Annotated in this window: 35 protein-coding genes; 15 read left to right on the plus strand and 20 right to left on the minus strand. The window is 70.5% G+C overall.

Annotation, left to right across the window (positions count from 1 at the left end; all coding sequences use genetic code 11):
- Positions 1 to 2931: UvrD-helicase domain-containing protein (locus OJ997_RS32245; RefSeq protein WP_270029507.1), on the plus strand; the 2931-nt coding region annotated here is incomplete at its 5' end.
- Here OJ997_RS32245 and OJ997_RS32250 read toward each other — a convergent pair.
- Complete coding sequence (locus OJ997_RS32250; protein WP_308213598.1) at positions 2840 to 3790, minus strand: YihY/virulence factor BrkB family protein; 951 nt, start codon at positions 3788 to 3790, stop codon at positions 2840 to 2842. The genes OJ997_RS32245 and OJ997_RS32250 overlap by 92 nt on opposite strands.
- A complete protein-coding gene (locus OJ997_RS32255; RefSeq protein WP_270029508.1) occupies positions 3787 to 3960 on the minus strand; it encodes a hypothetical protein in 174 nt (57 codons plus the stop codon). Before OJ997_RS32255 ends, OJ997_RS32250 begins: the two co-directional genes overlap by 4 nt.
- 72 nt (positions 3961 to 4032) lie before the next feature.
- On the opposite strand from OJ997_RS32255, the gene OJ997_RS32260 reads away from it, so the two are divergent.
- Positions 4033 to 4767 (plus strand): inositol monophosphatase family protein, encoded by a 735-nt coding sequence (locus OJ997_RS32260; protein WP_270029541.1) that lies wholly within the window; start codon positions 4033 to 4035, stop codon positions 4765 to 4767.
- Here OJ997_RS32260 and OJ997_RS32265 read toward each other — a convergent pair.
- A complete protein-coding gene (locus OJ997_RS32265) occupies positions 4760 to 5374 on the minus strand; it encodes an ANTAR domain-containing response regulator (protein WP_270029509.1) in 615 nt (204 codons plus the stop codon). The genes OJ997_RS32260 and OJ997_RS32265 overlap by 8 nt on opposite strands.
- Positions 5375 to 5575: 201 nt before the next feature.
- Here OJ997_RS32265 and OJ997_RS32270 point away from each other — a divergent pair, with 201 nt between their 5' ends.
- From OJ997_RS32270 to OJ997_RS32280, 3 genes are read left to right on the plus strand one after another with little or no spacing between them, the layout of a single operon-like run.
- The gene (locus OJ997_RS32270) at positions 5576 to 6286 is read left to right on the plus strand and encodes a SigB/SigF/SigG family RNA polymerase sigma factor (RefSeq protein WP_270029510.1); all 711 of its coding nucleotides are present in this window, start codon (positions 5576 to 5578) and stop codon (positions 6284 to 6286) included.
- A 19-nt stretch (positions 6287 to 6305) separates the two neighbouring features.
- Entirely contained in the window at positions 6306 to 6623 is a 318-nt protein-coding gene (locus OJ997_RS32275) for a cupin domain-containing protein (RefSeq protein ID WP_270029511.1), read from the plus strand.
- Between the two features lie 2 nt (positions 6624 to 6625).
- Positions 6626 to 7768, plus strand: coding sequence for an ABC transporter ATP-binding protein (locus tag OJ997_RS32280; RefSeq protein WP_270029512.1), 1143 nt, complete (start codon positions 6626 to 6628; stop codon positions 7766 to 7768).
- A 45-nt stretch (positions 7769 to 7813) separates the two neighbouring features.
- On the opposite strand, the gene OJ997_RS32285 is transcribed toward OJ997_RS32280, so the two are convergent.
- From OJ997_RS32285 to OJ997_RS32310, 6 genes are all read right to left on the minus strand, one after another.
- A complete protein-coding gene (locus tag OJ997_RS32285) occupies positions 7814 to 8218 on the minus strand; it encodes a BON domain-containing protein (protein ID WP_270029513.1) in 405 nt (134 codons plus the stop codon).
- A gap of 59 nt (positions 8219 to 8277) precedes the next feature.
- The gene (locus OJ997_RS32290; protein ID WP_308213597.1) at positions 8278 to 8637 is read right to left on the minus strand and encodes an STAS domain-containing protein; all 360 of its coding nucleotides are present in this window, start codon (positions 8635 to 8637) and stop codon (positions 8278 to 8280) included.
- A 49-nt stretch (positions 8638 to 8686) separates the two neighbouring features.
- Positions 8687 to 9094 (minus strand): hypothetical protein, encoded by a 408-nt coding sequence (locus tag OJ997_RS32295; protein ID WP_270029515.1) that lies wholly within the window; start codon positions 9092 to 9094, stop codon positions 8687 to 8689.
- Positions 9091 to 9549: an ATP-binding protein gene (locus OJ997_RS32300; RefSeq protein ID WP_270029516.1), complete on the minus strand. Its 459-nt coding sequence runs from the start codon at positions 9547 to 9549 to the stop codon at positions 9091 to 9093. Before OJ997_RS32300 ends, OJ997_RS32295 begins: the two co-directional genes overlap by 4 nt.
- Before the next feature lie 106 nt (positions 9550 to 9655).
- Positions 9656 to 10147: a DUF1360 domain-containing protein gene (locus OJ997_RS32305; protein WP_270029517.1), complete on the minus strand. Its 492-nt coding sequence runs from the start codon at positions 10145 to 10147 to the stop codon at positions 9656 to 9658.
- Between the two features lie 319 nt (positions 10148 to 10466).
- A complete protein-coding gene (locus tag OJ997_RS32310; RefSeq protein WP_270029518.1) occupies positions 10467 to 10754 on the minus strand; it encodes a hypothetical protein in 288 nt (95 codons plus the stop codon).
- Positions 10755 to 10818: 64 nt separating this feature from the next.
- Here OJ997_RS32310 and OJ997_RS32315 point away from each other — a divergent pair, with 64 nt between their 5' ends.
- The 3 genes from OJ997_RS32315 (at position 10819) to OJ997_RS32325 (ending at position 12996) form a co-directional block, all read left to right on the plus strand.
- Positions 10819 to 11388 carry a type 1 glutamine amidotransferase domain-containing protein gene (locus OJ997_RS32315; protein ID WP_270029519.1) on the plus strand — a complete coding sequence of 190 codons (570 nt, stop codon included), beginning with the start codon at positions 10819 to 10821 and terminating at the stop codon, positions 11386 to 11388.
- 5 nt (positions 11389 to 11393) lie between these two features.
- Entirely contained in the window at positions 11394 to 12050 is a 657-nt protein-coding gene (locus OJ997_RS32320) for an HAD family hydrolase (protein ID WP_270029520.1), read from the plus strand.
- Between the two features lie 172 nt (positions 12051 to 12222).
- The gene (locus tag OJ997_RS32325; RefSeq protein WP_270029542.1) at positions 12223 to 12996 is read left to right on the plus strand and encodes a SigB/SigF/SigG family RNA polymerase sigma factor; all 774 of its coding nucleotides are present in this window, start codon (positions 12223 to 12225) and stop codon (positions 12994 to 12996) included.
- 17 nt (positions 12997 to 13013) lie between these two features.
- Here OJ997_RS32325 and OJ997_RS32330 read toward each other — a convergent pair whose 3' ends face one another.
- Positions 13014 to 13394 (minus strand): ATP-binding protein, encoded by a 381-nt coding sequence (locus OJ997_RS32330; protein ID WP_270029521.1) that lies wholly within the window; start codon positions 13392 to 13394, stop codon positions 13014 to 13016.
- Positions 13395 to 13462: 68 nt separating this feature from the next.
- On the opposite strand from OJ997_RS32330, the gene OJ997_RS32335 reads away from it, so the two are divergent.
- Complete coding sequence (locus tag OJ997_RS32335; RefSeq protein WP_270029522.1) at positions 13463 to 13624, plus strand: hypothetical protein; 162 nt, start codon at positions 13463 to 13465, stop codon at positions 13622 to 13624.
- Between the two features lie 31 nt (positions 13625 to 13655).
- Here the strand turns inward: OJ997_RS32335 and OJ997_RS32340 are convergent, their stop codons facing one another.
- Entirely contained in the window at positions 13656 to 14435 is a 780-nt protein-coding gene (locus OJ997_RS32340; RefSeq protein ID WP_270029523.1) for a Crp/Fnr family transcriptional regulator, read from the minus strand.
- A gap of 281 nt (positions 14436 to 14716) precedes the next feature.
- Between OJ997_RS32340 and OJ997_RS32345 the strand changes: the two genes are divergently transcribed.
- Positions 14717 to 15778, plus strand: a complete 1062-nt coding sequence (locus OJ997_RS32345; RefSeq protein WP_270029524.1) for a sigma-70 family RNA polymerase sigma factor — start codon at positions 14717 to 14719, stop codon at positions 15776 to 15778.
- 51 nt (positions 15779 to 15829) lie between these two features.
- On the opposite strand, the gene OJ997_RS32350 is transcribed toward OJ997_RS32345, so the two are convergent.
- Together OJ997_RS32350 and OJ997_RS32355 are read right to left on the minus strand one after the other, a co-directional pair.
- A complete protein-coding gene (locus tag OJ997_RS32350) occupies positions 15830 to 16318 on the minus strand; it encodes an ATP-binding protein (RefSeq protein ID WP_270029525.1) in 489 nt (162 codons plus the stop codon).
- Positions 16319 to 16675, minus strand: a complete 357-nt coding sequence (locus OJ997_RS32355; protein WP_270029526.1) for an STAS domain-containing protein — start codon at positions 16673 to 16675, stop codon at positions 16319 to 16321.
- Between the two features lie 69 nt (positions 16676 to 16744).
- On the opposite strand from OJ997_RS32355, the gene ligD (OJ997_RS32360) reads away from it, so the two are divergent.
- Both ligD (OJ997_RS32360) and ku read left to right on the plus strand, forming a co-directional pair.
- Positions 16745 to 18160 carry a non-homologous end-joining DNA ligase gene (gene ligD, locus OJ997_RS32360; RefSeq protein ID WP_270029527.1) on the plus strand — a complete coding sequence of 472 codons (1416 nt, stop codon included), beginning with the start codon at positions 16745 to 16747 and terminating at the stop codon, positions 18158 to 18160.
- Between the two features lie 46 nt (positions 18161 to 18206).
- Positions 18207 to 19052, plus strand: a complete 846-nt coding sequence (gene ku, locus OJ997_RS32365) for a non-homologous end joining protein Ku (RefSeq protein ID WP_270029528.1) — start codon at positions 18207 to 18209, stop codon at positions 19050 to 19052.
- On the opposite strand, the gene OJ997_RS32370 is transcribed toward ku, so the two are convergent.
- A complete protein-coding gene (locus OJ997_RS32370; RefSeq protein WP_270029529.1) occupies positions 19053 to 19379 on the minus strand; it encodes an STAS domain-containing protein in 327 nt (108 codons plus the stop codon).
- Positions 19380 to 19425: 46 nt separating this feature from the next.
- Here OJ997_RS32370 and OJ997_RS32375 point away from each other — a divergent pair, with 46 nt between their 5' ends.
- Positions 19426 to 20475 (plus strand): DNA topoisomerase IB, encoded by a 1050-nt coding sequence (locus OJ997_RS32375; RefSeq protein WP_270029530.1) that lies wholly within the window; start codon positions 19426 to 19428, stop codon positions 20473 to 20475.
- Here OJ997_RS32375 and OJ997_RS32380 read toward each other — a convergent pair.
- From OJ997_RS32380 to OJ997_RS32400, 5 genes are all read right to left on the minus strand, one after another.
- Positions 20472 to 20633: a hypothetical protein gene (locus OJ997_RS32380; RefSeq protein ID WP_270029531.1), complete on the minus strand. Its 162-nt coding sequence runs from the start codon at positions 20631 to 20633 to the stop codon at positions 20472 to 20474. The two genes, OJ997_RS32375 and OJ997_RS32380, sit on opposite strands and share 4 nt — an antisense overlap.
- Positions 20630 to 21439 (minus strand): SigB/SigF/SigG family RNA polymerase sigma factor, encoded by an 810-nt coding sequence (locus OJ997_RS32385; RefSeq protein ID WP_270029533.1) that lies wholly within the window; start codon positions 21437 to 21439, stop codon positions 20630 to 20632. Before OJ997_RS32385 ends, OJ997_RS32380 begins: the two co-directional genes overlap by 4 nt.
- A gap of 75 nt (positions 21440 to 21514) precedes the next feature.
- Positions 21515 to 21898, minus strand: coding sequence for a Na-translocating system protein MpsC family protein (locus OJ997_RS32390; protein WP_270029534.1), 384 nt, complete (start codon positions 21896 to 21898; stop codon positions 21515 to 21517).
- A gap of 14 nt (positions 21899 to 21912) precedes the next feature.
- Positions 21913 to 22248 carry an STAS domain-containing protein gene (locus OJ997_RS32395; protein WP_270029535.1) on the minus strand — a complete coding sequence of 112 codons (336 nt, stop codon included), beginning with the start codon at positions 22246 to 22248 and terminating at the stop codon, positions 21913 to 21915.
- A 395-nt stretch (positions 22249 to 22643) separates the two neighbouring features.
- A complete protein-coding gene (locus OJ997_RS32400; protein ID WP_270029536.1) occupies positions 22644 to 23468 on the minus strand; it encodes a DUF892 family protein in 825 nt (274 codons plus the stop codon).
- Between OJ997_RS32400 and ligD (OJ997_RS32405) the strand changes: the two genes are divergently transcribed.
- The gene (gene ligD / locus OJ997_RS32405) at positions 23467 to 24399 is read left to right on the plus strand and encodes a non-homologous end-joining DNA ligase (protein ID WP_272600517.1); all 933 of its coding nucleotides are present in this window, start codon (positions 23467 to 23469) and stop codon (positions 24397 to 24399) included. The two genes, OJ997_RS32400 and ligD (OJ997_RS32405), sit on opposite strands and share 2 nt — an antisense overlap.
- Here the strand turns inward: ligD (OJ997_RS32405) and OJ997_RS32410 are convergent.
- A complete protein-coding gene (locus OJ997_RS32410; protein WP_270029538.1) occupies positions 24396 to 24857 on the minus strand; it encodes a winged helix-turn-helix transcriptional regulator in 462 nt (153 codons plus the stop codon). The two genes, ligD (OJ997_RS32405) and OJ997_RS32410, sit on opposite strands and share 4 nt — an antisense overlap.
- A gap of 72 nt (positions 24858 to 24929) precedes the next feature.
- Here OJ997_RS32410 and OJ997_RS32415 point away from each other — a divergent pair, with 72 nt between their 5' ends.
- On the plus strand, positions 24930 to 25112 hold the full coding sequence (locus OJ997_RS32415) for a hypothetical protein (protein ID WP_270029539.1): 183 nt from the start codon (positions 24930 to 24932) through the stop codon (positions 25110 to 25112).
- Positions 25113 to 25367: the final 255 nt, after the last annotated feature.

Here is a 25367-nt window from a genome sequence, read left to right on the forward strand (position 1 = left end):
ACCGTGGCTGCCGGCGGCACGACCGTGGCGGGCGGCGACGCGGCCATGGGCGGCGGCGACCCCGCGGGCGGCGGCGAGGCCACTCCGCCGGCGCGAGTGCCGTGGCCGGGCGAGCTCAACGCCGCCGAGCTCAAGGGCGGAGCGAAGGCGCTCACGTCCGACGCGTGCGAGGCCTACCGCGAGACGTGGGCCGCGTACCGCAGCGCCTGCGCCGAGTACCACTCGCACAGCGCGCTGACGCTGATCGACTCGTTGCTGCACCGGTACGGGCGCACGTTCGAGCAGGCCAAGCAGGAGCGCGCGGCGGTGGACTTCGAGGACCTCGAGCTGCGCGCCCGCGACCTGCTGGAGAACGCCGAGACGCGCGAGCGCTGGGCGGAGCGGTTCAGCCTGATCATGGTCGACGAGTTCCAGGACACGAACGCGGTGCAGCTCGAGATCCTCGAGCACCTGGAGCGCGAGAACCTGTTCGCGGTCGGCGACGAGTTCCAGTCGATCTACCGCTTCCGGCACGCGGACGTGGGCATCTTCCGGCGCCGCGCGGAGGGCGTCGTGCGGCGCCTGAACGTGAACTTCCGCTCGCGCGAGGAGCTGCTGGACGTGCTCAACACGGCGTTCCGGCCCGAGTTCGGGGAGCGCTTCTCGCCCCTGCGCGCCGGCCGCCAGGAGCCGCCGCCCGAGGACGACGGCCGGCTGCGCCTGTTCGCGGTCGACCCGCCCGCCGGGGAGCCGCCGGTCGAGCTGCTGATCACGGACACGCCCGGTTGGGACGAGGTCGAGCCCACGCTCGGCCTGGCCGGCGGCGGCGACCAGCCGTGGCGCCGCGGCGAGGCTCGCGCGATCGCGCATCGCCTGCGCCAGGAGACGGAGTCCGGCCGCCGCGCGGGCGACATCGTCGTGCTCGTCCGCGCCACGTCGAGCCTGCGCCTCCTCGAAGAGGCGCTCGAGGAGCAGGGTCTGCCCACCTACGTCGTGGGTGGCCGCGGCTACTGGTCCCAGGAGCAGGTCCGCGACGGCATCGCGTGGCTGCGCGTGCTGGCCAACCCGCACGACGAGGAGGCGCTGCTCACCGTCCTCAGCTCCCCGTTCTGCGAGGCGGACACGGACGCGCTCGTGCTGCTCACGCAGGAGGGAAGGGCGCGCGGCTCGATGTGGGCGGCGCTGCAGGCCCACGCGCGCGGCGAAGGCACGGCCGCGGTGCCGGGCGAAGCGCGGATCGCCGAGCTCGCCCGCCTGCTGCAGTCCGAGCGCGAGCACGCCGAACGCGCGCCGCTGGAGGTCCTGCTCGAGCGCGCGATCGTCGCCACGGGCTACGACCTCGTCACGCTCGCCCGCCCCGGCGGCGACCGCCGGCTCGCGAACCTGCGCAAGCTGATGCGGCTCGCGGGGGAGTACGAGCGCGCCGAGGGTCGCGACCTGCGCGGTTTTCTCGCCGACGCCCAGGCGCGCGATCTCGCGGAAGCTCGCGAAGGTGAAGCCGCGCTCGAGTCCGAGGGCCTGGACGCGATCCGCCTGATGACGATCCACCGCGCCAAGGGCCTCGAGTTCCCCGTGGTGTGCGTCGCCGACCTCGGTCGCCAGTCGGGCGGCAGAAGAGCCCAGCTGCTGGTGGGGGAGGACCGGACCGCGGGTCTTCGGCTCGCCCCGCTCGGCGGCGGCGACACGATCCCCACCGCCGCGTGGGAGCGCCTCGCGGCCGAGGACGCGAGCGCCGACGCCGAGGAGGAGCGCCGGCTGTTCTACGTCGCCATGACCCGCGCTCGCGAGCTGCTGATCCTGTCGGGCGGCACCGACACCTCCAAGTGGCCCGCGCCGCGCAACGGCGGCCCGCCGATCGACTGGATCGTGCGCGCGATCACGCCCTCCCTCCAGCTCCCGGCACTGCTCGAGCGCACCTGGGACACGCGAATCGCCCGCGTCGCGATCCGCGTCAACACGCCCACGACGCTGCCCGAGGAAGCGCTGGTGAGCCGCCCGCGAACCGAGCACCAGGAGCCGACCGCGCTGCCGTCCGTCCCGGCGAAGGTCACGCCGGAGTTCGTGCGCGGGCGCCCGGCGCCGCAGCGGCTCTCCTACAGCCAGCTCTCCGACTACGCCAAGTGCGGCTACCGCTTCTACCTCAAGCGCGTCCTGAACCTGCCCAACGTCCAGCCGCCGCCACCGCTGGAGGGCGAGTCCGAGACCGTCAGCGGCATCGACCCGCTGCTGCGCGGCTCGATCGTCCACGCCGCGCTGGAGGAGCTGGACTTCGACGACCCGCGCGCGCCCGACGACGACACGGTCCGCGCGCTCACGGACACCGAGCTGACGGACGACGAGGTCAAGGAGATCCAGGCGTTCGTCGAGGCCTTCGCGCGCTCACCGCTCTGCCACCGGCTCACGCAGGCCACCCGCGTCACCCGCGAGGCCGGCTTCCACTTCGCGCTCGACCAGGACGGCTCGGGCCCGCTCGTACGCGGCTTCGTCGACGCGTACGCCACCGAGCCCGACGGCGCCCACCTCGTGGTCGACTACAAGACCGACCACGTCCCGGAGGAGACGACCCCCGAGGCGTACGTGCACCGCAACTACGAGACGCAGCGCCTCGTCTACGCGCTCGCCGCGCTGCGCGCCGGTGCTCCGCGCGTCGAGGTCGCCTACTGCCTCCTCGAGCGCCCGGACGAGCCGCTCACCGTCACCTACGACGCCCACGACGCGCCGGACATCGCCGCGCGCATCCGCGAGCTTGCCCACGGCATCCTCACCCACGCCTATCCGGTCACGGACACGCCGCACCGCGAGCTGTGCGGCGCCTGCCCGGGCCGCACGAAACTCTGCAGCTACTCACAACAGGAGACCCTCAAGCCTCCGCCGGCTCTTTGGCCGGGAGCACGGGCCCGTCGTACGCCTCCGGCAGGTACTCCGCCCGCCGCAGGCCTACAACCGCGTTGAGCTCGGCGCCGAACAGCAGCGCGAGGTTCGTCACCCACAGCCACACGAGCAGGATCACCGCGCCCGCGAAGGCGCCGTACGTGGCCGAGTAGGACGAGAAGTTCGAGACGTAGACGAAGAACAGCGCGGACGCGAGGATCCACAGCACCACGCCGGTCACCGCGCCGGGCGAGATCCAGCGGAACTTGCGGACCTCGACGTTCGGGGACGCGTAGAAGACGATCGCGTAGATCAGCATCGCGACGGCCAGCGCGGCCGGCCAGCGCAGGATCTTCCACGCGACCGCGGCGCTCTCGCCGAGCCCGATCGTCTCGAACAGGTCGGTGGCGAGCCCGCCGCCGAGGAAGATGAGCACGAACGTGATGAGCACGAGCGCCATCACGACGAGCGTCCACGCGAGGTCGAACGCCTTGTGCTTGACGAACCCGCGGCCCTCTTCGACGCGGAAGATCTTGTTGAGCGCGCGCCCGGCGGCGCCGAACGCGCCCGACGCGCCGTTCAGGGCGGTGCCGAGGCCGATGATGAGCGCGACGATCGCGGTGCCGCGCTGCTCCTGGGCCGCTTCGAGCGCACCGGTGACGGCGTCAACCGTGTCGGCCGGCGCGCCCGCGTCGCGAAGATAGGAGGCGGCGTCGGTGATCAGCCCCTGCTGGCCGAACACGCCGAGGAGCGCCGCGCAGAACAGCAGCGCCGGGAAGAGCGACAGCAGCGAGTAGTAGGTCAGCGCCGCCGCGTTGTCCGTGATCTGGTCACGGCGGAACCGCCCGAAGGCCTGCTTGAAGTCGCCAAGCGCGATCGGGGGGCCGGCCTGGCGGCCGTCGGTGACGGCCGCCTCGGGCTTCTCAGAGGACCGGCTCAGTACCCCCGCCTTCCGCCGAAGCGGTTGCCGAGGCCGTACCCGCCCGACGGGATGCCGGCGAGCAGCACGAGGATGGCCGCCACGATGGCGACGATCGCCGGCAGACCCAGAGCGACACAGAGCGCGTAGACCAGCGCGGCGAGCAGTACAGCGATCAGAATGCCAATCACGGTTTCCCCTTCCAGAAGATCGACGGTACTCCAGCTATTCCCGCTGCAACTACAACCCAATCCGACCTGTCAATCGCCGTTGCCGCGGTGCAGGCGGCGACCCAGGCCGCGACCCAGGCGCGCAACGCCCCGCTGCGCGCTCGCGCGAAAGGCGTCCCCGCCGACCTGGTCACGGACGCCGACGCGCAGGCCGAGCACGCCGCCGCGACGGTGATCCGCGCCGCCCGGCCCGACGACGCGATCATCGGGGAGGAGGGCACCGACGACGACGGCCGCGGCAGCCGCCGCTGGTACCTCGACGGCATCGACGGTACGGTCGCCTACGCCAACCGCCACCCCGGCGGCTGGTGCAGCGCGGTCGCGCTCGTCGACGACGCGGGCCCGCTCGCGACCGCTGTCGAGGACTCGGTCGGCGAGCGCTACTCGGCCGCACGGGGCGAGGGCGCCACGGGCAACGGCGAGCGCCTGCGCATCCGCACCGGCCGCGCGTTGCACGAGGCGCACGTCGCGCTCTTCCTGCGCCAGGACCGGCTCGTCCTGCCCGGCGTGCGCGAGCGCGGCCACCGGATCCTCGACGAGGCCGGCCTGCTCCGCCACGCCGGCCCGGGGACGCTCGAGTTGGCCTGGGTCGCCGCCGGTCGCCTCGACGCGTGGATCCAGCCGAACACGGACCCGTGGGACTGGCACCCGGGAGCGCTGCTGGTCACCGAGGCGGGCGGCGAGGCGCGCGTCGTCGAGGGCGAGACGCGCTGGCACGTCGCCGGCCCGTCCTCACTCGTTGACGCGCTCGTCGAATTGCTTACTTAGGCGGCAGCAGCGAGTGGCCGTCGAGGACGGTCTGCGCCACGTCGACGACGCGGCGCCCGGTCGAGCGCGCGTGCTCGCGCAGCAGCTCGAACGACGCGCGCTCGGCGACGCTGTGACGCTCCATCAGCACGCCCTTGGCGCGCTCGATCACGGCGCGGCGGTCCAGCGCCGACTCCAGCTGCGCCACCTTCTCGTGGAGCCGCTGCTCCTCGCGATGGCGCCGGATCGCGACGTCGATGGCGCCCTGCAGGTCGTCGGGCGCCCACGAGTCGACGTAGCCCGCGATGCCCATGTCGGCGGCCCGGGCGATCGTGTCGGCTGATTCGGCCTGGCGCACGGTCACCAGCACGGGGCCGGACGCGAACGTCACGGTCTCCGAGATCAGCGCCAATCCGTGCTCGTCGTCGCCGTCGAGGACGACGAACGCGAGGTCCGGATCCTCCCGCGCGATCAGCTCGGTCGCCTCGGCGACGGACACCGCGAACGGGGTCACCTCGTGCCCGAGCCCGTCGAGCGCGTCACCGAGCGCCTTCAGGTCCTCCTCGCGTTCGTTCGCCAGAAGGATCCGTAAGTTCCGCTCGCTCGTACTTGAAACGTCAGTGGTCATGTCCCGAACCGTCTTCTACACTTTTCCGTGCCGGCCGTGACCCCCGCCGGATGGCAAATCGTGCCCCAGACACCCGGCGCGAACCTCCGCAACTAAACGGCTTTGGCAGAACTCGACGACCGAGCGAACTCCGGCATGAATGCGCCGCGAGCATATCCCGCTGACAGCGAATCGCGGGCGGCGCGCACACGCGCCGACCGGATGCTGCTCGAACGCGCCCACCGCGGCGACCAGCGCGCCCGCGCCCAGCTCGTGGACCGCTTTCTCCCGCTGGCGCGTCAGCTGGCGCGCCGCTACCAGCGTGGTGGCGAGCCACTCGACGACCTCGTGCAGGTCGCCAGCCTCGGCCTGCTGAAGGCGATCGACCGGTTCGACCCGAGCCGCGAGACGGCGTTCAGCAGCTTCGCCGTGCCGACCATCCTCGGCGAGCTCAAGCGGCACTTCCGCGACAAGGGCTGGTCCGTCCGCGTCCCGCGTGATCTGCAGGAGCTCGCGGTCAAGCTCGACCCCGTGGGGGAGGAGCTCGCGCGTGAGCTCGGCCGCGCCGCCACGCCCGCGGAGATGGCGAAGCGGATGGGCTCGACCGTCGAGCAGGTGCTCGAGGCCCGCGAGGCCGCGAGTGCGTACCGCGCGGTGAGCTTGGACCGCCCGCGCGAGGACGACGACGAGGGCGACGGCCTCGGCGCGTCCTTCGGCATCGAGGACACGGGCTTCGCCAACGCGGAGGACTCCGCCACGATCGAGAGCCTGATGCGCGTGCTCAACGAGCGCGAGCGCGAGATCCTGCGCCTGCGGTTCGCGGAGGACCTCACGCAGGCCGAGATCGGCGCGCGCGTCGGCGTCTCCCAGATGCACGTGAGCCGCATCATCCGCCAGGCGATCAACCGCCTGCGCGACGCAGCCGAGCAGTAAGGGGTCTACGCTCCGCGACATGGAGCACTGGGATCTACGGACGCTCGACGTCCAGCCGCATCAGCCGAAGATCCTCCACTCCGCGCGGGGAGAGGCGCGGTCGATCCTGATCAACCTCCCGGCCGGAGAGAGCCTGCAAGAGCACCAGGTCCACGAACGCGCGTACGTCGTCGTCATCGACGGCGAGATCGATCTGGCGGGCCACGCGAGTGGCCCCGGTGCCGCTGCGGTCTTCGACCCCAACGAACGCCACGCGGTCACGGCCACGAGCGACGCTCGGCTGCTGATCGTGCTCGCCCCTTGGCCGGGAACGGGCCACCCGGGAGCGAGGGACTGAGCATGGCCCAGATCACCTTCCAGAACATCTGGAAGCGGTATCCGGACGGCTTCGAGGCCGTCAAGGACATGTCGCTGGACATCCGCGACGGCGAGTTCATGATCCTCGTCGGGCCTTCGGGCTGCGGGAAGTCCACGGCGCTGCGGATGGTGGCGGGGCTGGAGGAGATCACCGACGGCGACCTGATCATCGGCGGCAACCGCGTGAACGAGCTCGCCCCGCGCGATCGCGACATCGCGATGGTCTTCCAGAACTACGCGCTCTACCCGCACATGACGGTCCGCGAGAACATGGGCTTCGCGCTCAAGCTGGCGAAGGTGCCTAAGAGCGAGATCGCCGGCAAGGTCGAGCAGGCGGCGGACATCCTGGAGCTGCAGGACCACCTGGACCGCAAGCCGGCGAACCTGTCCGGCGGGCAGCGCCAGCGCGTCGCGATGGGGCGCGCGATCGTGCGTGACCCGGCGGCGTTCCTGATGGACGAGCCGCTCTCGAACCTGGACGCGAAGCTGCGCGTGCAGATGCGCACGCAGGTGGCACGGATCCAGCACCAGCTCGGCACGACGATGCTCTACGTCACCCACGACCAGACCGAGGCGATGACGCTCGGCGACCGCGTCGCGGTCATGCGGTCGGGCGTGATCCAGCAGGTCGACACGCCGAAGCACCTGTACGCGAGCCCGGACAACCTGTTCGTGGCCGGCTTCATCGGCTCACCCGCGATGAACTTCGTGCCGGCGCGCCTGGAGGAGGGCAAGCTGCGCCTCCCGTTCGGCGACGCGCCGATCCCCGCGGGCGTGAAGACGGACAAGCGCGAGGTGATCGCCGGCATCCGCCCGGAGCACTTCGAGGACGCCGCGATCGACGCCACCGGCATGCGGTTCACGGCCAAGCTCGACGTCGTCGAGTCGATGGGCTCCGAGCTCTACGTGTACTTCGAAGGGGGCGGCGAGGTCCCTCCCTCCGACCAGCTGGACGAGCTGGCGGCGGACACTGGCGTGGAGGAGGTGCCGGGCGCGGGCTCGAGCGTCGTCGCGCGCCTGGACGCGGCGAGCCGGGCCGCGGCGGGAGCCGAGATCGAGATCTCGCTCGACCCGAGCGAGATCAAGCTGTTCGATCCGGCCTCGGGAAGCGCGCTGCGCGCCTGAGGCTGAGCCGGCGGGCCCGCTCGGTGGCGGGCCCGCGGCACGTGCCTACTGGTTGAACTGCTCGGACGCCAGGAAGCGCGGCTCGGCGGCCGGCGTCGGCGTGCCGGGCGCGTGAAGCAGGTTCTTGACGCCGGTGATGCCCTGGACCTTGCGCGCCTCCTTGCCGAAGCGCTCCGTCCAGGCCTCGTCGGCCGTGCCGCGCAGGTAGACGACGCCGGCCTGCACGTCGACGGAGACGTCGCCCTTGGGCGCGTCGGGGGCGCGGAAGATCTCACTGCGGACGCGATCGGCGAGCGTCTGGTCGTCCATCTCCTCGTGCCGGTGCGGGATGACGCTGTGCGCCATGCCCTTGGCCGGGCCGACGAGGCGGCGAGCCTTGTTGCGACTCAAGTAGCCGGCGGCGAGGGCGCCGGCCGCGGCTGCACCGAATGCGATGTACGCGGTCCTCATGCTGGTCGTACCTCCCTGTGGTTGCCGTGTACGAAACGGCTACCCAGGGGCGGAGGCGCCTACGCGCCGACCGTGTCGCCGTTGAGTGCCTCGTCCATCCGCTCCACGATCGTGAAGACGCCGTCCAGACCGGTGATCCGGAACGTCTTGACGATCGCGTCGTTCGAGCACACGATCACGAGACGACCCTCGAGGCGGCGGAGGCGGCGGTGAGCGCCGATCAGCACGCCGAGCGAGGACGAGTCGATGAACGTAGTGTCCGTCAGGTCGACAATGACGTGCGTGCGACCTTCGTCAATGGGGGCTGACACGCGCTGCTTGAACTCAGGGGCGGTGAAGAGGTCGATCTCGCCGGTGACTGCCACAACATGCGTGTCGGCGTCGATTGAACGATCTTCTATTGCAAAAGCCATGGCCATCGCCGGTGGTAATCCCCGGCGAAGGCCATTTCCAATCCAGACCGATCGTCTAGTTGGCGGCGTTTGCGTACTCGAGGCGGACGTGCAGGAACTCCCGCTCGCCCTCCGGAGCCACGCGCAGCTCGTCGGCGAGCTGCTCGATCACGTTCCCGACGCCGGGCACGGCGGCGTCCACGACGAGCGCGTCCCCGCCACCGGGGCGGAGCGGGCCGACGCGGAGCGAAAGCGTGCGCGGGCCAGGTTCGAAGGCGACGTCGACGGTGCCGTACAGCACGTGCGCGGGGGCACGGGCGGCGATCAGGTCGGCCACCAGGACGGCGTCGTCCAGGCGGTCCAGCGGGAGGTCGGCGCGCGCGGCGAGCATGCCGACGACGCGGCGCAGAATCGGACCGACGAGCGGTCCGGCGGCGATGGAGACGGTCGTGGGCGCGTCAGCGCCGCTCGGCTGGGACGTCACGCAGCGTCCCCGTGACGGTGCCGGGCGAAGGTCATCGCCACTCGGCTGCCGCCGCCCGGAACGGGCTGGAGCTCGACCTCGTCGGCGATCGCCGCGATGAGCGGCAGCCCGAGGCCGGGACCGTTGGTGTCCGAGCTGGAGCCGATGCCCCGGCCGTGATCGGCGACGACGACGCTCACAGCGTCCTCCGTCGGCCGGATCGTGATTTCCACTGGTCCGGGGACCTCCTGCGGGTAAGCGTGGCGTACGACATTGGTGCACGCCTCGGTGACGGCAAGGCGGAGATCCTCCACAAGGTCATCGGGCAGCCGGAGTGCCTCGGCGAACGCCCCCAGGACGTGCCGGATCACCGACACGTTCTCCGGTCGGGCCGGAAGCGTGAGCTTCACGTCGGTATCGGTGCGGTCCGTCAACGGCGTGACGGTGCGAAGTTGCGTCTGTGCGTTGCTGCCCATTGATTGTCACGCGTCCTGGTACCCCCGGCGCTGTGCAGCCTAACCGTTGCAGGGGCCGGATTCTTGCGGTCCGAAGCATGACATGTCCGTGGGGGTGACGAAGCGGTCACGCGGCACGGCGGACGGGACGTACCGGGGCGGGAGCGTCGCTTGCCCGCTCGACACGGGTCGCGTGCGCGCAGATGGCCTTGAACCCGGCCTGCATGAAGTCGTTGCCGGCGCTCGCGGCGAGCACCGTGGAGACGGCCCGGCCGGCCGCGGGCGAGTGCACCCGGAGCGCTACCAAGGCGAGCGCACTCCACGCGCCGGTGCAACGCGTGCACGTGAGCAGCTCACCGACGGCGTACCGCAGTCGCCGGCCCTTGGGCTTGCCGCGGGCCTCGTCCACGAACGGGCGCCGCACCCAGCTCTCCACCTTCTCGTGCACGACGAGCTTTGAGAGCGCGAAGCTCGCCGCGGCGAGCGCGGGGAGCTCCGCGTTGGCGATCGGGGCGCGGCCCCGGGCGCTCACGGCCGTGCCGATCAGCAGCGAGCCGTAGAGCGCGGACAGCACCGCGTAGTCGCTCAGCTCCGTCGGGGTCTGCTCAACGGGATCCAACTAGATCGGCCGCGGGTTCGGGTCCGGGGGGAGCGGCAGCGGGTCCGGGGTGGGGGACGGCGGCTGCGGGTCGGGACCGGGACCGGGTGGGCGGGGATCGGGTGTGGCTCGAAGGACCATGGATGGCGGCTACCCGACGGGGTCGTGACTTAACGCAAACGGGGCGCCCTTAAAGGACGCCCCGTTCACTGAGGAGGAGGGTTGTGACACGCCAGTCGGAGAGTGGAGGGCATCCGGTCAGCGCGACATTCCGTTTGTTCCCGAAGTCCTGAGTCACAAACCAACGCACCCTCAATTTCCTGCTAACCCGTCCAAAATGTCAGTGCGCGGACCGCTCACCCTCGGCTTCGCCGCCCACCACGGGGCGCGCGACGTCGGGGGAGTCCTGATTGCGCTCGAAGCGGACGCGTTCCTGCTCGCTGGAGAGCTGATCGGTGCTGCCCGCGGGCGTGCGATCGTCGGAGCCGAGGATCCCCAGCGGGTTCTGATCGGCGCCGGGATCCCCGGAGTCCGACACGTTGCTCTTCTTGGTCGCGTTCATGACCAGGAAGACGATGAAGCCGCCGATGATCACCACGGCGACGATGGCGGCGATGACGTATCCCATCCGATCCGGGTACCCGACCCGCGCGGACGGTGAAACGACGCCACCACTGGGTAGCGATTGACCCATGGCCACTGAACTCGCAGGCAAGACCATCGCGTTCCTCGCCGCTGAAGGGGTGGAGCAGGTAGAGCTCACCGAGCCGTGGAAGGCGGTCGAGCAGGCCGGCGGCAAGCCGGAGTTGATCTCGGTCGAGGATGGCGAGGTGCAGGCGTTCAACCACCTCGACAAGGCCGACACCTTCAAGGTCGACAAGACCGTCGCCGAGGCCACCGCGGCCGACTACGACGGCCTCGTGCTGCCGGGCGGCGTCGCCAACCCGGACTTCCTGCGCACGGACGAGGACGCCGTCAGCTTCGTGCGCGCGTTCTTCGAGCAGGAGAAGCCGGTCGGCGTGATCTGCCACGGCCCGTGGACGCTGATCGAGGCCGACGTCCTCCAGGGCCGCACGATCACGTCCTGGCCGTCGCTGAAGACCGACATCGAGAACGCGGGCGGCACCTGGGTCGACGAGGAGGTCCACGTCGACGCCGGCCTCACGAGCTCGCGCAACCCGGACGACCTGCCGGCGTTCTGCGCGAAGATCGTCGAGGAGTTCGCGGAGGGCAAGCACGCCGAGCAGGCTCGCTCGGCGTAACCACCGTGGCCACGGCGATCCTGGACATCGACGGCACGCTCGTCGACACGAACTACCACCACGCGGTCGCCTGGTACCGCGCCTTCCGCGCGCACGGGTTCGTCGTGCCGCTGTGGCGCATCCACCGGCACATCGGGATGGGTGGCGATCAGCTGGTCGCCGCCCTGGCCGGGAAAGGCTTCGACCGCGAGCACGGGGACGAGGTGCGCGCGGCCGAGACGATCCTCTACAAGCAGCTGATCGAGGAGACGCAGCCGCTCACGGGTGCGCGCGCGCTGATCGAGGACCTCAAGGCCTCCGGGTACACGGTCATCCTCGCCTCGTCGGCGAAGTCCGACGAGCTCGAGCACTACCTGAAGCTGCTGGACGCACACGCGCTCGTGGACGCCTGGACGGACTCGAGCGACGTCGAGCAGACCAAGCCGCAGCCGGACCTCGTGCTGGCGGCGCTGGAGAAGGCGGACGCGAAGCCCAAAGACGCCGTGATGATCGGCGACTCGACCTGGGACTGCGAGGCGGCCAAGCGCGCGAAGGTGCGCTCGATCGGCGTGCTGACGGGCGGTTTCAGCGAGCGCGAGCTGCTCGACGCCGGCGCGGCGAAAGTCTTCACATCGGTGGACGAACTCCGGAAACACCTAGACGCCGATGTCGTAAGGGTTTGAACATTGAGCAGGGCGGAGATAGGTCGATCCGAGGCCGATGCTGAGGCATCCGGCACAAATCGACCGCCGCACCCCTGCTGCTATGGATACCCTCGAAGCCACCTCGCCGCCCGCGCCCACGGGAAGCCTGCCCGGAAGGGCTGTCGCGGCACGAGAGGAGAAGCCCGTCGCGATGACGTCCGCCCGGTCAGAGGACGGTCCAAGCCGTTCCGAAGAGGACCGGCGCCTGCTGATTCGCTACCACCGCCATGGTGATCAGGCGGCGCGCGAGCAGCTGGTCCAGCGCCTGTTGCCGCTTGCGCGGCGGATGGCGCGCCGCTACCGCCGCTCCGACGAACCGCTGGACGACCTCGTGCAGGTCGCGACGCTCGGCCTGATCAAGGCCATCGATCGCTTCGATCCCTCGCGCGAGACGGCGTTCTCCTCGTACGCGGTGCCGACGATGCTCGGCGAGCTCAAGCGCTACTTCCGCGACAACGGTTGGGCGGTGCACGTCCCCCGCGGGATGCAGGAGCGCGTGATGCAGGTCGACAACGCGATGAAGGACCTCTCGCGCAAGCTCGGCCGTTCCCCGTCCGCCGCGGAGGTGGGCGAGGCGCTCAAGCTCACCACCGAGCAGGTGCTGGAGGCGATGGAGGCGGCGGGCGCGTACGACGCGGTGTCGCTCGAGTCCTACCGCTTCGGTGACGAGGGTGACGGCGAGACGTACGCGGAGTCGATCGGCGTCGAGGACGACCGCTTCGAGCTCGTCGAGTACGGCGCGACGATCGCCCCGACCTTGCAGGCCCTGCCGGCGCGCGACCGGATCGTGCTCCACCTGCGGTTCGTCGAAGACATGACGCAGGCGGAGATCGCCGAGCGGGTCGGCGTGTCGCAGATGCACGTCTCACGGCTCATCCGGCGCGCTCTCGAGCGGCTCCGGACCGTGGCCGAGCACTCCGGCTAGATAAAGGGCTCGGCGCTTTAGGTTCGGCGCTGAGGGCCGATCTCGAACCACACATGCGTGGAGCCCTCGTGCACGCCCCAGCGGTGGGCGACCTGGTCGACGAGATGCAGGCCCCAGCCGCCGTCGACGGTCGGCTCGATCGTCATCTCGACCTTCGCCCGCTCGCCGTCGCCCTGGTCGATCACCTCGCCCTTGACGATGCCGTTGGTGCCGATCGCCATCGCGAGCGTGATCGGGCGCGCCGGGCCGAACTTCACGCTGTTCGTGACCAGCTCCGAGACGACGAGCTGCAGGTCTTCGAGCACGTCCGGCGCGAGGATCTGATCGAACACCTCGAGCGCCGCGCGGGCTTGCGCGGGTGCGTCCTCAGCGGGTGGAAACTGGAAGCTGAACTGCACGGTGCGGGGACTGAGCCTACGCGTCGCACCGGGCTTGCGACATCCCCGATCGGGGGTAGGAGCTGCGTATGGAAACCACAGAGTCCGACGTCGGGTACCCGGAAGAGCAGCCTCCCGAGGTCGATGATACGCCCGACAAAGGCACCCCGCAGCGGGACGAGAACGCAGGCAAAGAAGCTGACAACGACGACGGGACGGCCACGGGCAACCCGGACAACGCCGGGGAGTGAGCAGCGCCTTCCGGCGTGCTCCGGAGCCGCGCTAAACCGCGTCTTCGGGGCCGCCGCGACGGCGGTCCAGCAGCTCGCGCAGCTCTCCCGGCTCGAGCGCGTCGCGCAGCCGGTCGATCGCGCTGACGACCTCCGGCTCGGGCGCCGCACCCTGGGCCTCGCCGCGCTCGAACCGGCGCGCCGGGCGCATCAGGTCCTGGCCGCGCGCGGCCGCCTGACCGCCCGGGACGGGCTTGCGCGCGAGCGACTCCGCGTCGGGCGGATCGCCCCGCAGCAGCCACGAGCCGTCGGGCCTGCGGGTGAGCTCCTCGCGCTCCGCGAGCTCGCTCAAAGCGGTCGAGACGGTGGGCCGGCGAGCACCCACGAGCTGACCCAGAATGCGATGAGTGAGCGCAAGTGGCACGATGACACCATCACCCGACACTCGTCCCCAGCGTTCGGCCAGGTGCCAGAACAACGCCTTCAGGCGGCGGTCCACGCGCGTCAGCTGCGAGATCGCCTGCGTCGTGGCGAGGCGCAGCGAGCGCTCGGACAGCCGGTCGAACAGCGCGGCCGTGATCTCCGGGTAGCGGGTCATCTCGGCGGCGAAGCGCCGGTCGAGCACCGCGACGGTCATCGGCGAGAGCACGGTCCAGACGGCGTCGACGGGCAGCAGGCCCGTGCGGCTGGTCGGCTGCCACGGGCGTACGAGATCGCCCGGGCCGAGCAGCTCCGCGGACACGTGGTCGGCCACCACGAGCTCACGCGACAGGATGCCGTCGATGATCAAAAGGCCGATGTGGTCCGCGGTCGCGCCTGCGAGCCGGGACACGTCCCACGGGCCCACCGGCAACCGGTGCGTGCGTACGACGAGCTCTCGCTCAGCGTGTTCGCGCCTGCTGTCGTTGAGCAGTCCGCCGAGATCTGGATCGACGTCCAGAAGGCGAACCATGTCGGGGGTCCGGGACAAGGGGATTGCGGCTCCTCTCACGACTCCCGTCTACCCGAGCACGTCGGATTCCAGACCTCCGCGATGCGGGACTGGGTCGAAGGGTCACTCTAATTTCTGGCTGGTTTAGTGGAGGCGTCAAGCGGTGAGTCAAAGGGGCAGCCATGGCAACGGAGCGTGACGCCTACAGCACCGGGCCCATTGCGGCCCTCATCGACAGGGGCGAGGAGCGTGGGTGCGTCGACCTTAAGGAGGTCGACGAGCTCGCTCAGGCCCTTGAGCTCGAGGACGAGGATCTCGGCGCCCTCTATGAGCAGCTGCATGCCAAGCACATCGAGCTGCGCGACGACTGCACGCGCCAGGACGCACCCGAGGCGCCGATCGACGACGCCCACTTCGCGACGGTCACCACCGACACGCTGCAGCTCTTCCTGAACGAGATCGGCCGCCACCGGCTGTTGACGCCGTCCGAGGAGATCGACCTCGCCAAGCGCATCGAGCGCGGCGATCTCGGCGCCAAGGACCGCATGATCAACGCCAACCTGCGGCTCGTCGTCTCGATCGCGAAGAAGTACCAGGGCTCTGAGCTGACGCTGCTGGACCTGATCCAGGAGGGCATCCTGGGGCTCATCCGCGCCGTCGAGAAGTTCGACTGGCGCCGCGGGTACCGCTTCTCCACGTACGCGACCTGGTGGATTCGCCAGGCCGTCGAGCGCGGCATGGACGCGAAGGCCCGCACGATCAAGCTGCCGATCAACCTCGTGCGCACGCAGCGCAAGGTCGCGCGCGCGGAGAACGCGCTGTCGCTCAAGCTCGACCGCGCGCCGACGGACGAGGAGATCGCCAAGGAGGCGGAGATCTCCGTCGAGGACCTGTTCGCGCTGCGCGACGCGGCTCGCACGGTGACTTCCCTGGATCGTCCCCTGGGCGAGGGCGAGGACGCCGCGTTCGGCGACCTGCTCCCGTCCGACGGCCCCGCGCCCGAGGACGTCGTGCACGTCTCCCTGCGCGAGGAGACGCTCAAGCGGGCGCTCCTGGAGCTCCCGGACCGTGAGCGGACCGTCGTGGCCCTGCGCTACGGCATCGACGGCGGCGATCCGACGCCGCTGCGCGAGATCGGCCGCCAACTCGGGATCACCCCCGAGCGCGTGCGTCAGATCGAGTCCAAGGCCCTGGGCCGGCTCGGTCGCATGCGCGAGCTGGCCGCGCTGCGCCAGGCGGCGTAGCGCCACGGGTGCGCGTCGGCGCGTGGGCGCCGACGCGACAGGGTGGACCAGCTAGGCGGGCGAGTCCGCGTCCGGGTCCCAGCGCCCATCGGCGCCGACGTTCCCGGTCACGGGGTTCTGCGTGGCCGGATCGGCCGAGCGTGAGTAGGCGAAGGTCATCCGGACCTCGGTGCCGTGGCCGGCCGAGCCCTTGAGCTCGAACGCGTCCGAGAGCGCCGCGATGAGCGGCAGGCCGAGGCCGAGCGCGGGCGGCTCAGAGCGCGCGGGGCGCGGCTGGATGCCGGCGCCGTGGTCGCGCACGACGATCGTGAGCCCGTTCTCGTCGGCGAGCATCTCGACCTCGAGCATGCCGGCGTCCTCGTCGTAGGCGTGCACGACGACGTTCGTGCAGGCCTCCGTGACGGCCATCTTCATGTCCGCCAGGACGGTCGGGTCGAAGTCGAGCGCGTCGGCCATGCCCGCGAGCGCCTGGCGAACCACGCCGACGCCTTCGGGCCGGGCGGGCATGGTGAGCAGGACCTCCGGGGCCGGGGTGGTCATCTACTCGCTCGTGCCGTTGGTTGATCGCGCCGCGGTGATGGCCTCTTCGCGGCCCTGGATCACCGGCAGGACGGGCACGAGGCCGGTGATGTCGAGAATGCGCTGGACTCCCGGTTCGACGGCGTCGCCGACGCAGACCACATAACCCTGGCCGGCCTCGATCGCCCGCCGGCGCGCGTCGAGCAGCGCGCCGAGCACGGAGGAGTCAACGAAAGTCGCGGCCGTCAGGTCGACCACGATGCCACCGCCGCGTCCGAGGGCCTCGTCAAGCCGCTCTCGCAGCGTCGGCGCGGTGTAGATGTCGTGCTCGCCTTCGACGACCACGACGACGACGTCGCCGGCGGTCTCGTCGAGCACGATGGGGTTGGCGTCCATACGGGCGTGCACGATACCCACTTGTGCGCGGGAGGACGCCACAATGGCGTCATGGCTGACCGGTTGGACCGCTATCGGGCGAAGCGCGACTTCGAGGAGACCCCCGAGCCGGCCGGTGAGATCGGTTCCGAGGAGGCGCTGCGGTTCGTCGTGCAGGAGCACTCGGCGCGCGCGATGCACTGGGATCTGCGGCTCGAGCACGGGGGGACGCTGGTCTCGTGGGCGATCCCCAAGGGCATCCCGGTCGACCCGAAGAAGAACGGCCTCGCGGTCCAGACCGAGGACCACCCGCTCGAGTACCTGGACTTCCACGGCGAGATCCCGGCCGGCAACTACGGCGCCGGCACGATGAAGATCTTCGACCGCGGCACCTATGAGATGCACAAGTGGCGTGACAAGGAGGTCATGGTCACGTTCCACGGTGAGCGGGTGCGCGGGAAGTACGTGCTGTTCAAGACGGGCGGTAAGAACTGGATGATCCACCGCATGGACCCGCCCGAGGACCCGACCCGCGCGCCCCTGCCCGAGTGGGTGGACCCGATGCTCGCGCGCCAGGGGGAGCTCCCCGGCGACGAGGGCTGGGCGTACGAGATCAAATGGGACGGGATTCGCGCGGTCGCGTACGTCGAGGGCGGCCGGATCCGGCTGATGAGCCGCCGCAAGTCCAACATCACGGCCGGCTACCCGGAGCTCGCGCCGCTCGGCCGCGCGGTCGGCGCGCACGAGGTGATCCTCGACGGCGAGATCGTGTCCTTCGAGAACGGCCTCCCGAGCTTCCAGCGCCTGCAGGGCCGGATGAACCTCACCTCCGAAGCGCAGATCCGCCGGATGGCCACGCGCGAGCCCGTCGTCTACATGATCTTCGACCTGCTGTTCCTGGACGGCCACTCGCTGCTCGACCAGACCTACGAGGACCGTCGCCGCCTGCTCGCCAAGCTCGAGCTGACGGACACGGCGTGGCAGACGCCCGCGTACCACGTGGGCAACGGCGCCGGCCTGCTCGCGGCGACGAAGGCCCAGGGGCTGGAGGGTGTGGTCGCCAAACGGCTCAACTGCCCGTACGTGCCCGGGCGGCGGTCGCCGGGCTGGCTGAAGGTCAAGAACGTGCGCTCCACGGAGGTCGTCGTCGGCGGCTGGACGTACGGCGACGGCGGTCGCTCGGGCCGGATCGGGGCGCTCGCGATCGGCTTCTACGAGGACGGCGAGCTCTACCACGCGGGTCGCGTCGGGTCGGGCTTCAACGACGCCGAGCTCAAGCGCGTCCAGGCGCTGCTCGAGCCGCTCGCGCGCGAGACCAATCCGTTCACGGCCGGGCCCAAGCCCGAGAAGGTGACGATGTTCGTCGAGCCGCGGCTCGTCGCGAGCGTGGTCTACGGCGACATGACGCGCGACGGCACGCTCCGGCATCCGGTCTACAAGGGCCTGCGCGACGACATCGCGCCCGAGGACGTCGGCCGCCCGGACTGACGGGCGAATTGCGGAAACCGTCGGCCGGACCCGTCAGAATGGGCGGATGCCGCGATCGATGTGGAGTGGGGCGATCTCCTTCGGACTCGTCAACGTCCCGATCAAGCTCTACTCCGCCGTGTCCAAGAAGACCGTGCGGTTCCACCAGATCAATGGTGAGACGGGGAGCCGGATCTCGCAGAAGCGCGTGGACGCGACGACCGGCGAGGAAGTCGCCTACGAGAGCCTCGTCAAGGGCTTCGAGATCACGAAGGACAACTACGTGATCATCGAGCCGTCGGAGCTCGAGGCGCTGGACCCCGAGAAGTCCCGCACGATCGACATCGAGGACTTCGTGGACCTCTCGGAGATCGACCCGATCTACTACGACCACCCGTACTACCTGGTCCCGGCCGAGGGTGCGTCGAAGGCGTACGGCCTGCTGCTGAGCGCGATGCAGGAGTCCCAGCGGGTGGCGATCGCGCGCGTCGTGCTGCGCCAGAAGGAGCAGCTCGTCGCGATCCGGCCCGACAAGGACGGCCGGCTGCTGATGATGGAGACGATGATCTTCGCCGACGAGGTCGTGCCCAAGGACGACCTCGACGGGCTGCCGGACGCGGAGGACCTGAAGGTCTCCGAGCGTGAGGTCAAGATGGCCCAGCAGCTGATCGAGTCGCTGGTGACGGACTTCGAGCCCTCCCGTTACAAGGACGAGTACCGCGAGAAGGTGCTCGAGCTCATCGAGGCCAAGGCCTCCGGCGCGGAGATCGTCTCCGCGCCCGAGGCGCCGACGCCGACCGCGGTCCCGGACCTCATGGCCGCGCTCGAGGCCAGCCTCGCGGCGGTCGGGAGCGGCTCGGACAAGAAGAAGAGCTCCTCCAAGGCTTCCGAGAAGGAAACCGCCAAGTCCTAGTCAGTGGTGGACGTGCTCGGGCGCGTCCACGAACTCCAGCCGTTCCGTGGAGCGCGTGATCTCGAACACGCGCTGCACGGCCTGGCAGCCGCGCACGAGCACGAGCCGGCGCTCCTCGTCCGAGAGGCGGTCCCGCGCGATCAGGATCGTGCGCAGCCCCGCCGAGTCCATGAACAGCAGGCCGCGCAGGTCGAGCGCGACCACGTCGTCGGTCAGCCGCTCGAGCGCCGACTCCAGCTCGGCGGTCGCGAGCATGTCCAGCTCGCCCCGCAGCGTGACCAGCGCCGCGGGTCCGAGCGCCTGCGTGTCGAGCTCGAACCGTGACATCCGCGCGCAAGCGTAAACCGATGGCGGCTTGGGGAGGGTGGGACCAATGGCCAGGCTCCGACGCACGGACTGCTCAGGCCCCGGCATCATGCGCAAGCGTGCGGGGCGTGGCTTCGCCTATTACGACGATGGGCAGCTCGTCGACGACGCCGAGGTGCTCGCGCGCATTCGTGAGCTCGGCATCCCGCCGGCGTGGCGTGACGTCTGGATCTGTCCGTATGCGAACGGTCACTTGCAGGCCACGGGCATCGACGCCGCCGGTCGCAAGCAGTACCGCTACCACGAGGAGTGGCGCACCCGCCGCGACGCGGAGAAGTTCGACGACATGGTCCGGTTCGCGAAAGCGCTGCCCGCGCTGCGCGCGCGCGTCGAGGCCGACCTTGCCAGCTCCGACAAGCTGACCCGCGAGCGGGTGCTCGCGTGCGCCGTGCGCCTGCTCGACCGCGGCTTCTTCCGGATCGGCACCGAGGAGTACGCGGTGACCAACGCGTCGTACGGCCTGGCCACGATCCGCAAGGAGCACGTCCGGATCGAGAACGGCCAGATGGTCTTCGACTACCCGGCCAAGAGCGGTCAGCGGCGTCTGCAGGGCGTCGTCGACCCGCTCGCGCTGGACATCGTCGGCGCGCTCAAGCGCCGGCGCGGCGGCGGCCCCGAGCTGCTCGCCTTCAAGGCCGGCAGCCAGTGGTGCGACCTGCGCTCGGACGACATCAACGCGTACCTGAAGGAGGCCACGGGCGGCGACTTCAGCGCCAAGGACTTCCGCACGTGGAGCGCGACGGTGCTGGCCTCGGTCGCACTGGCCGTCTCCGGCGAGGCGCACGGCACGCAGACCTCGCGCAAGCGGGCGGTCACCCGGGCGATCAAGGAGACGGCGCGCTACCTCGGCAACACGCCGGCGGTGTGCCGCGCGTCGTACATCGACCCGCGCATCTTCGACGCCTACGACTCCGGGCTCGTGCTCGACCACCAGGTGCTGCTGGACGCCGCCGAGCCGGGGCAGATCCCGACGCAGCATCCGCAGATCGAGCTCGCGGTGCTCGACCTCCTCAACGAGAAGGAAGAGTCACCGCGGATCGAGAAGCTGGCGGCCTAGCCTTCGTCCGGCTCGGGCTGCGGCGGATCGTTCGGCGGCGGCGTCTCGCGGTCCGGCGTGGGGTCCGCGGGCACGACCGGCTCGTCGGGCACGGCGGGCGTGGCCGGCTCGGGCGGCGCGATCGGGGTGGGCGGGTCGACGGGCTGCGGAACGCTCATGTCTCCACCTTCATTCCTGATCCGTAGGCGTACAGCTTCTCCAGCGACGAGCGGATGATGCGCGAGACGTGCATCTGCGAGCAGCCGACGACCTCGGCGATCTCGGACTGCAGCAGGTCCTCCGAGAAGCGCAGGCGCAGAATCTCCCGCGCGCGCTCGTCGAGGATGCCGGTGAGGCGCTCGAGGGTCACGCCCGCTTCGACGCGGTCGAACTCCTCGTCCTTGACGCCGATCAGGTCGCCCGCCGACGCGGAGTCGTTCTCCTCGTCGTGGACGGGCGCGTCGAGTGAGCGCACGGAGCGGCCCTCGGTCGCCTGCATCGCCTCGATGATCTCCTCCGGGGAGCGATCCAGCCGGTCGGCCAGGTCGGCGACGGTCGGCTGACGGCCCAGCTCGCCCCACAGCTTCTCGCGCGCCTCTTCCAGCGCGAGGCACAGCTCCTGCAGATCGCGCGCGGGGCGTACGTCCCACGTGGAGTCGCGGAAGTAGCGGCGCAGCTCGCCCAGGATCGTCGGCACGGCGTAGGACGAGAACGCGAGGCCGCGCTCCGGGTCCCAGCGGTCGACGGCCTTCACGAGGCCGACGGAGGCGACCTGGATGAGGTCGTCGAGGGGCTCGCTCGCGCGCCGGTAGCGGAGCGCGAGGGAACGGGCCAGCGGCATGTAGCGCTCGATCAGGTCTTCGCGTGCGCGCTCGTCGCCTTTCAGGACGAGCCGCATGAGTCGCTGGTCCTCACGCTGCCGCTTCGCGCGGTCGATCGGGTTGGCCGTGATGCGGGGCCGCTCGGCCGTCGGAGGGGAAGCCATCAGGGTCGTTCCGTACCCGAGGGAGCGGAAATCACCCCTGTCCCGCTCAGAACCGTTCGTTTGCGGACAGGCCGGTCAGGTTTCCGGGGCGAGCACGAAGATCTCGAACGCGCGCATGGGCGTGAAGACGACCTGGCTGTGGTAGCCGGCGACGCGGCGTCCGGTCAGCTCCTCGACCGCGCCGATCGCGGTCGGCCCGACGGTCTCCTGGAACGCCAGCCGGTACTGGCGCACGAGGTCTTCCTTGCCGTCGGCGAGCAGCGTCTCCTCGTTGCGCGTGAGGCCGCCCTCCAGCACGACGAAGATGTAGTCGTCCTCGACATACGCTTTGGCCGCCTCGGGGCCGCGGCCGTAGTAGCGCTTCTTGAGTCCGACCATGGCGTTGGCCAGCGCGGCGCGCAGCGATCCGGGCGGCTGCCCGCCCGCGGCTTCGATGAGTTCCTGAGCTCGATCCGTCACGGTTGTCCGCAGGCTTACCCCGCGGTGAAGGTGAAGTATTCGTGCAGTCCGGTGAGCACGAACAGCCGTTGAATGCGATCGTCCCCGCCGACGAGCGCGAACTCGAAGCCGTCGCGGCGGGACGCGTTGTTCCAGCGCGTCAGCAACGTCAGGCCCGTCGAGTCCATGAAGTGCAGGCCGCGGAGATCCACCACCACCCGCTTGGCGCCGCCGTCCACGGCCGCTCGCAGCACCGCCTCGACGTCGGGGGCCGTGCTCATGTCGAGATCGCCGACGGGACGCGCGAACGTGCCGTCCTCGCGGGCGTCTACGGCGCAGTGGAACGGCTTGGGGGCGAACTCATCGGGCACGGTGCGGATCCTCTAGGTGTTGCGACATCGCTGGAGTCCGCTGGCCGCCCCGTCGTGGAGCCATCCAGACCGTCCTCCTGAGGTTCCGCCTGCCCGAGCCCCCATGCCGGAAGCTCGCGCCTGCGCGAGGGAGCCACTCTAACCGCTTTAGCGGCGTGATCGCGGTGCAGATGAGCGGGGGGCCCGAAGTTGGCGTCGTGCGGGGAATGGACCACGCGGCGCTTGGGTAGTGCGTGGACCGATGATCGCTGCTTCCCGTTGCTCTCACTGCCGCTCCACGGTCACCCGCGAAGACGCTCCGTGCCCGCGCTGTGGACGTCCGCCGCGACGGCTGGACACCGCCGCGGTACGGGTCGTGATGGCGCGGACGGGCGGGCGCCTGCGGCGTCCGGCCCTCAAGCGGAGCCGCTGAGCTCCCGCTGCGCCGCCTCGAGGACGCTCACCCGGCGCCGGTGGCGGCTCTCGTAGTCGCGCACCGCGCCGGCGTGAGCGCTGTCGAGGCGGTCGATGATGGCCTCGGCGGGCTCGTCGTCGTAGCCCGGCCAGGGCGGCGTGGCCGTGAGGTTCTCGCCCCGCTCGAGGATGGAGCGCCGGCCCCGGTTCGCGCGCTCGTGGGTGAGGACGGTGGCGAGGTCGGCCTGGCTGAGGTCGCTGAGGCGCGCGACGACCTGGCCGGCGTTGAGGTCGTCGTAGTCGTCGATCGGGAGCGGCTGCCGCTGGTCGCGGGTGGGGGCGGCGAGGGACGGGATGAGCGCGCGCAGGTCGGCGAGCATGCGCTCCTCGTCGGCCCGGTGACGGCGCGCGAGGTCGGCGATCGCGGTCTCGTCCAGCTCCTCGGCGAGCGCTTCGATCGCGTCGTAGGTGGCGATCTCCAGCGCTTCGGTCGCGCACTCGTCCTTGGCGTTCTTGAGCAGCTTCTCGTCGAAGCTCGTGCCGCCGCGCAGCAGGTCCAGCGGGCCCTTGGCGAGCGTGAGCGCCTGGCCGACGACGGTCTCTGCGAGCCCCAGCGCGGCGTTGACGACGCTCGTCTCCGGCTCCGTCGCGTGCTCGGCGAGCCCGCCCGCGTGCCGGCGGGTCTCACGCAGGTGGCGTTCGAGCAGCGTCCGGTAGTCGCCGTGCGGGGTCATCGCGATGTGCGCGGAGAGGGTCGTGATCAGCGTGCGCTCCGTCGCGAGCGCCTCGTTCAAGTAGCGATTCAGGCGGTGCAGATCCGATGCCATGCCGACGGGCTACCCGGATAGGGTCCCGCTCGTGCCCCAGCCCAAGCGCGTGGAGGTGACCGTCGGCGACGTGACCGTGTCGCTGTCGAACCTCACGAAGCCGATGTACCCGCAGGCCGGGTTCACCAAGGGGCACGTGATCGACTACTACACGCGGATCGCTCCGACGCTGCTGCCGCACCTGCGCGCGCGGCCGTTGACCTTGAAGCGGTACCCGAACGGGGTCGAGGGCACGTTCTTCTACGAGAAGCGCTGCCCGTCGCACGCGCCGTCGTGGGTGCGGACCGCGCCGGTGTGGAGCGGGACGAACGAGGGCGACATCGACTTCTGCCTGTGCGAGGACCTGCCGACGCTGGTCTGGCTCGCGAACCTGGCCGACCTGGAGCTGCACACGCCGATGGCGCGCGTGCCGGACATGGACAACCCGACCATGGTCGCCTTCGACCTGGACCCGGGGCCGCCGGCGACGATCGTCGAGTGCGCGCGCGTGGCGATGGAGCTGCGGCGCTCGTTCGAGTACTTCGGCCTGCAGGCGTTCCCCAAGACCTCAGGGTCCAAGGGGATGCAGGTGTACCTGCCGCTGAACGTGCCCGGCGTGACCTACGAGGCGGTGCGGGCGTTCTCGCGCGGGCTCGCGCAGGTGCTGGCCCGGCGGATGCCGGAGCTGATCGTCGCCGACATGTCCAAGGCGCGGCGCGCGGGCAAGGTCTACGTCGACTGGATGCAGAACGAGCGCCACAAGACGACCGTGAACGTCTACTCGCTGCGGGCGATGGACCGCCCGACGGTGTCGACGCCGCTGACCTGGGACGAGGTCTCGGACATGACGGAGCCGCTGGCGTTCACCTCGGCCGAGGTGCTCGAGCGCGTCGCACGGCTGGGTGACCTGTTCGCGGACGTGCAGACGCTCGAGCAGGAGCTGCCGACTTAGGCGGCTGCGGCGTGGGCGCCGGGGCCCGCGTGGGCGCGGACGTCCTTGGCGCCGAGCTTCGCGCCGCAGGTCATGCAGGTGCGGTGCGCGTCGAGCGTGCCGCCGCAGTCGCGGTGCGTGAGCACGATCGGCGGGCCCTCCGGCGCGTAGTAGCGGTCACCGAACTGCATCAGGGTGACCATCACCGGCCACAGGTCCAGGCCCTTCTCGGTCAGCCGGTACTCGAAGCGCTGCGGGCGCTCCTGGTACGGCACCTTCGTCAGGACGTCTTCTTCCTGCAGTCGCTGGAGACGCTGCGTGAGCACGTTGCGGGCGATCCCGAGGTTCGCGGCGATCACGTCGAACTTGCGGTGCCCGAAGTAGATCTCGCGCAGGATCAGCACCGTCCAGCGCTCACCGACGAGCTCGAGCGTCTTCGCGACGCTGCAGTTCTGTCCTTCGTAGAGCCGGCCGAGCATGTCTGTTCGAGGGTAGCGTGATGCAACGCTGGTGTGTGTTCACCGGCGGCTCGATCGCGGTACGTTGCTGGCATGGACCTCGAAGAGCGCAGTCTCGACGACACCATCGCGCGAACCTGCGCCGTCTGCGGCGCGGAGCTCACGGAGGCGGAGATCAAGGACGCACGCGAAGTGGGTGGCCCGTTCTTGTGTGTTGTGCACGCCGCCGAAGAAGCGCCCGCTGAGGCGTTGGGTCCGGACGACGCGGAGGCTTAGCGCGCAGAGCCCCGCCCGCACCGTCTTGGCGAGCGGGGCCGGGTTCGGGGAGCACACCGTCGGGCGTCGCGTCAAGTAACTCGCGCTTCGCATGCGAGTTACTTGACCCGCCGCGGCCGGCGCGCTCTTGTGCGGGTGAGCGGCTGCGCCGGATTGCGCCCGGGCGCGGGCCGAGTGCGCTTGTCGGTCCTGGTGCCACGCGAACCGCGAGTTTTGTACCTATGCGGTCGCTTTCTCGAGGTTCGCGTGGCGTCG

Source organism: Solirubrobacter phytolaccae (assembly GCF_027587195.1).
GTDB lineage: Bacteria > Actinomycetota > Thermoleophilia > Solirubrobacterales > Solirubrobacteraceae > Solirubrobacter > Solirubrobacter phytolaccae.

Excerpts from the sequence above, each read along its gene's own strand:
- OJ997_RS32265 (WP_270029509.1), bottom strand. The coding sequence starts at position 5,374 with ATGACCACTGACGTTTCAAGTACGAGCGAGCGGAACTTACGGATCCTT.
- OJ997_RS32270 (WP_270029510.1), top strand. The coding sequence starts at position 5,576 with ATGCTGCTCGAACGCGCCCACCGCGGCGACCAGCGCGCCCGCGCCCAG.
- OJ997_RS32275 (WP_270029511.1), top strand. The coding sequence starts at position 6,306 with ATGGAGCACTGGGATCTACGGACGCTCGACGTCCAGCCGCATCAGCCG.
- OJ997_RS32280 (WP_270029512.1), top strand. The coding sequence starts at position 6,626 with ATGGCCCAGATCACCTTCCAGAACATCTGGAAGCGGTATCCGGACGGC.
- OJ997_RS32285 (WP_270029513.1), bottom strand. The coding sequence starts at position 8,218 with ATGAGGACCGCGTACATCGCATTCGGTGCAGCCGCGGCCGGCGCCCTC.
- OJ997_RS32290 (WP_308213597.1), bottom strand. The coding sequence starts at position 8,637 with ATGGCCATGGCTTTTGCAATAGAAGATCGTTCAATCGACGCCGACACG.
- OJ997_RS32300 (WP_270029516.1), bottom strand. The coding sequence starts at position 9,549 with ATGGGCAGCAACGCACAGACGCAACTTCGCACCGTCACGCCGTTGACG.
- OJ997_RS32310 (WP_270029518.1), bottom strand. The coding sequence starts at position 10,754 with ATGGGATACGTCATCGCCGCCATCGTCGCCGTGGTGATCATCGGCGGC.
- OJ997_RS32315 (WP_270029519.1), top strand. The coding sequence starts at position 10,819 with ATGGCCACTGAACTCGCAGGCAAGACCATCGCGTTCCTCGCCGCTGAA.
- OJ997_RS32325 (WP_270029542.1), top strand. The coding sequence starts at position 12,223 with ATGACGTCCGCCCGGTCAGAGGACGGTCCAAGCCGTTCCGAAGAGGAC.
- OJ997_RS32335 (WP_270029522.1), top strand. The coding sequence starts at position 13,463 with ATGGAAACCACAGAGTCCGACGTCGGGTACCCGGAAGAGCAGCCTCCC.
- OJ997_RS32345 (WP_270029524.1), top strand. The coding sequence starts at position 14,717 with ATGGCAACGGAGCGTGACGCCTACAGCACCGGGCCCATTGCGGCCCTC.
- OJ997_RS32350 (WP_270029525.1), bottom strand. The coding sequence starts at position 16,318 with ATGACCACCCCGGCCCCGGAGGTCCTGCTCACCATGCCCGCCCGGCCC.
- ligD (WP_270029527.1), top strand. The coding sequence starts at position 16,745 with ATGGCTGACCGGTTGGACCGCTATCGGGCGAAGCGCGACTTCGAGGAG.
- ku (WP_270029528.1), top strand. The coding sequence starts at position 18,207 with ATGCCGCGATCGATGTGGAGTGGGGCGATCTCCTTCGGACTCGTCAAC.
- OJ997_RS32370 (WP_270029529.1), bottom strand. The coding sequence starts at position 19,379 with ATGTCACGGTTCGAGCTCGACACGCAGGCGCTCGGACCCGCGGCGCTG.
- OJ997_RS32375 (WP_270029530.1), top strand. The coding sequence starts at position 19,426 with ATGGCCAGGCTCCGACGCACGGACTGCTCAGGCCCCGGCATCATGCGC.
- OJ997_RS32380 (WP_270029531.1), bottom strand. The coding sequence starts at position 20,633 with ATGAGCGTTCCGCAGCCCGTCGACCCGCCCACCCCGATCGCGCCGCCC.
- OJ997_RS32385 (WP_270029533.1), bottom strand. The coding sequence starts at position 21,439 with ATGGCTTCCCCTCCGACGGCCGAGCGGCCCCGCATCACGGCCAACCCG.
- ligD (WP_272600517.1), top strand. The coding sequence starts at position 23,467 with ATGCCGACGGGCTACCCGGATAGGGTCCCGCTCGTGCCCCAGCCCAAG.
- OJ997_RS32400 (WP_270029536.1), bottom strand. The coding sequence starts at position 23,468 with ATGGCATCGGATCTGCACCGCCTGAATCGCTACTTGAACGAGGCGCTC.
- OJ997_RS32410 (WP_270029538.1), bottom strand. The coding sequence starts at position 24,857 with ATGCTCGGCCGGCTCTACGAAGGACAGAACTGCAGCGTCGCGAAGACG.
- OJ997_RS32415 (WP_270029539.1), top strand. The coding sequence starts at position 24,930 with ATGGACCTCGAAGAGCGCAGTCTCGACGACACCATCGCGCGAACCTGC.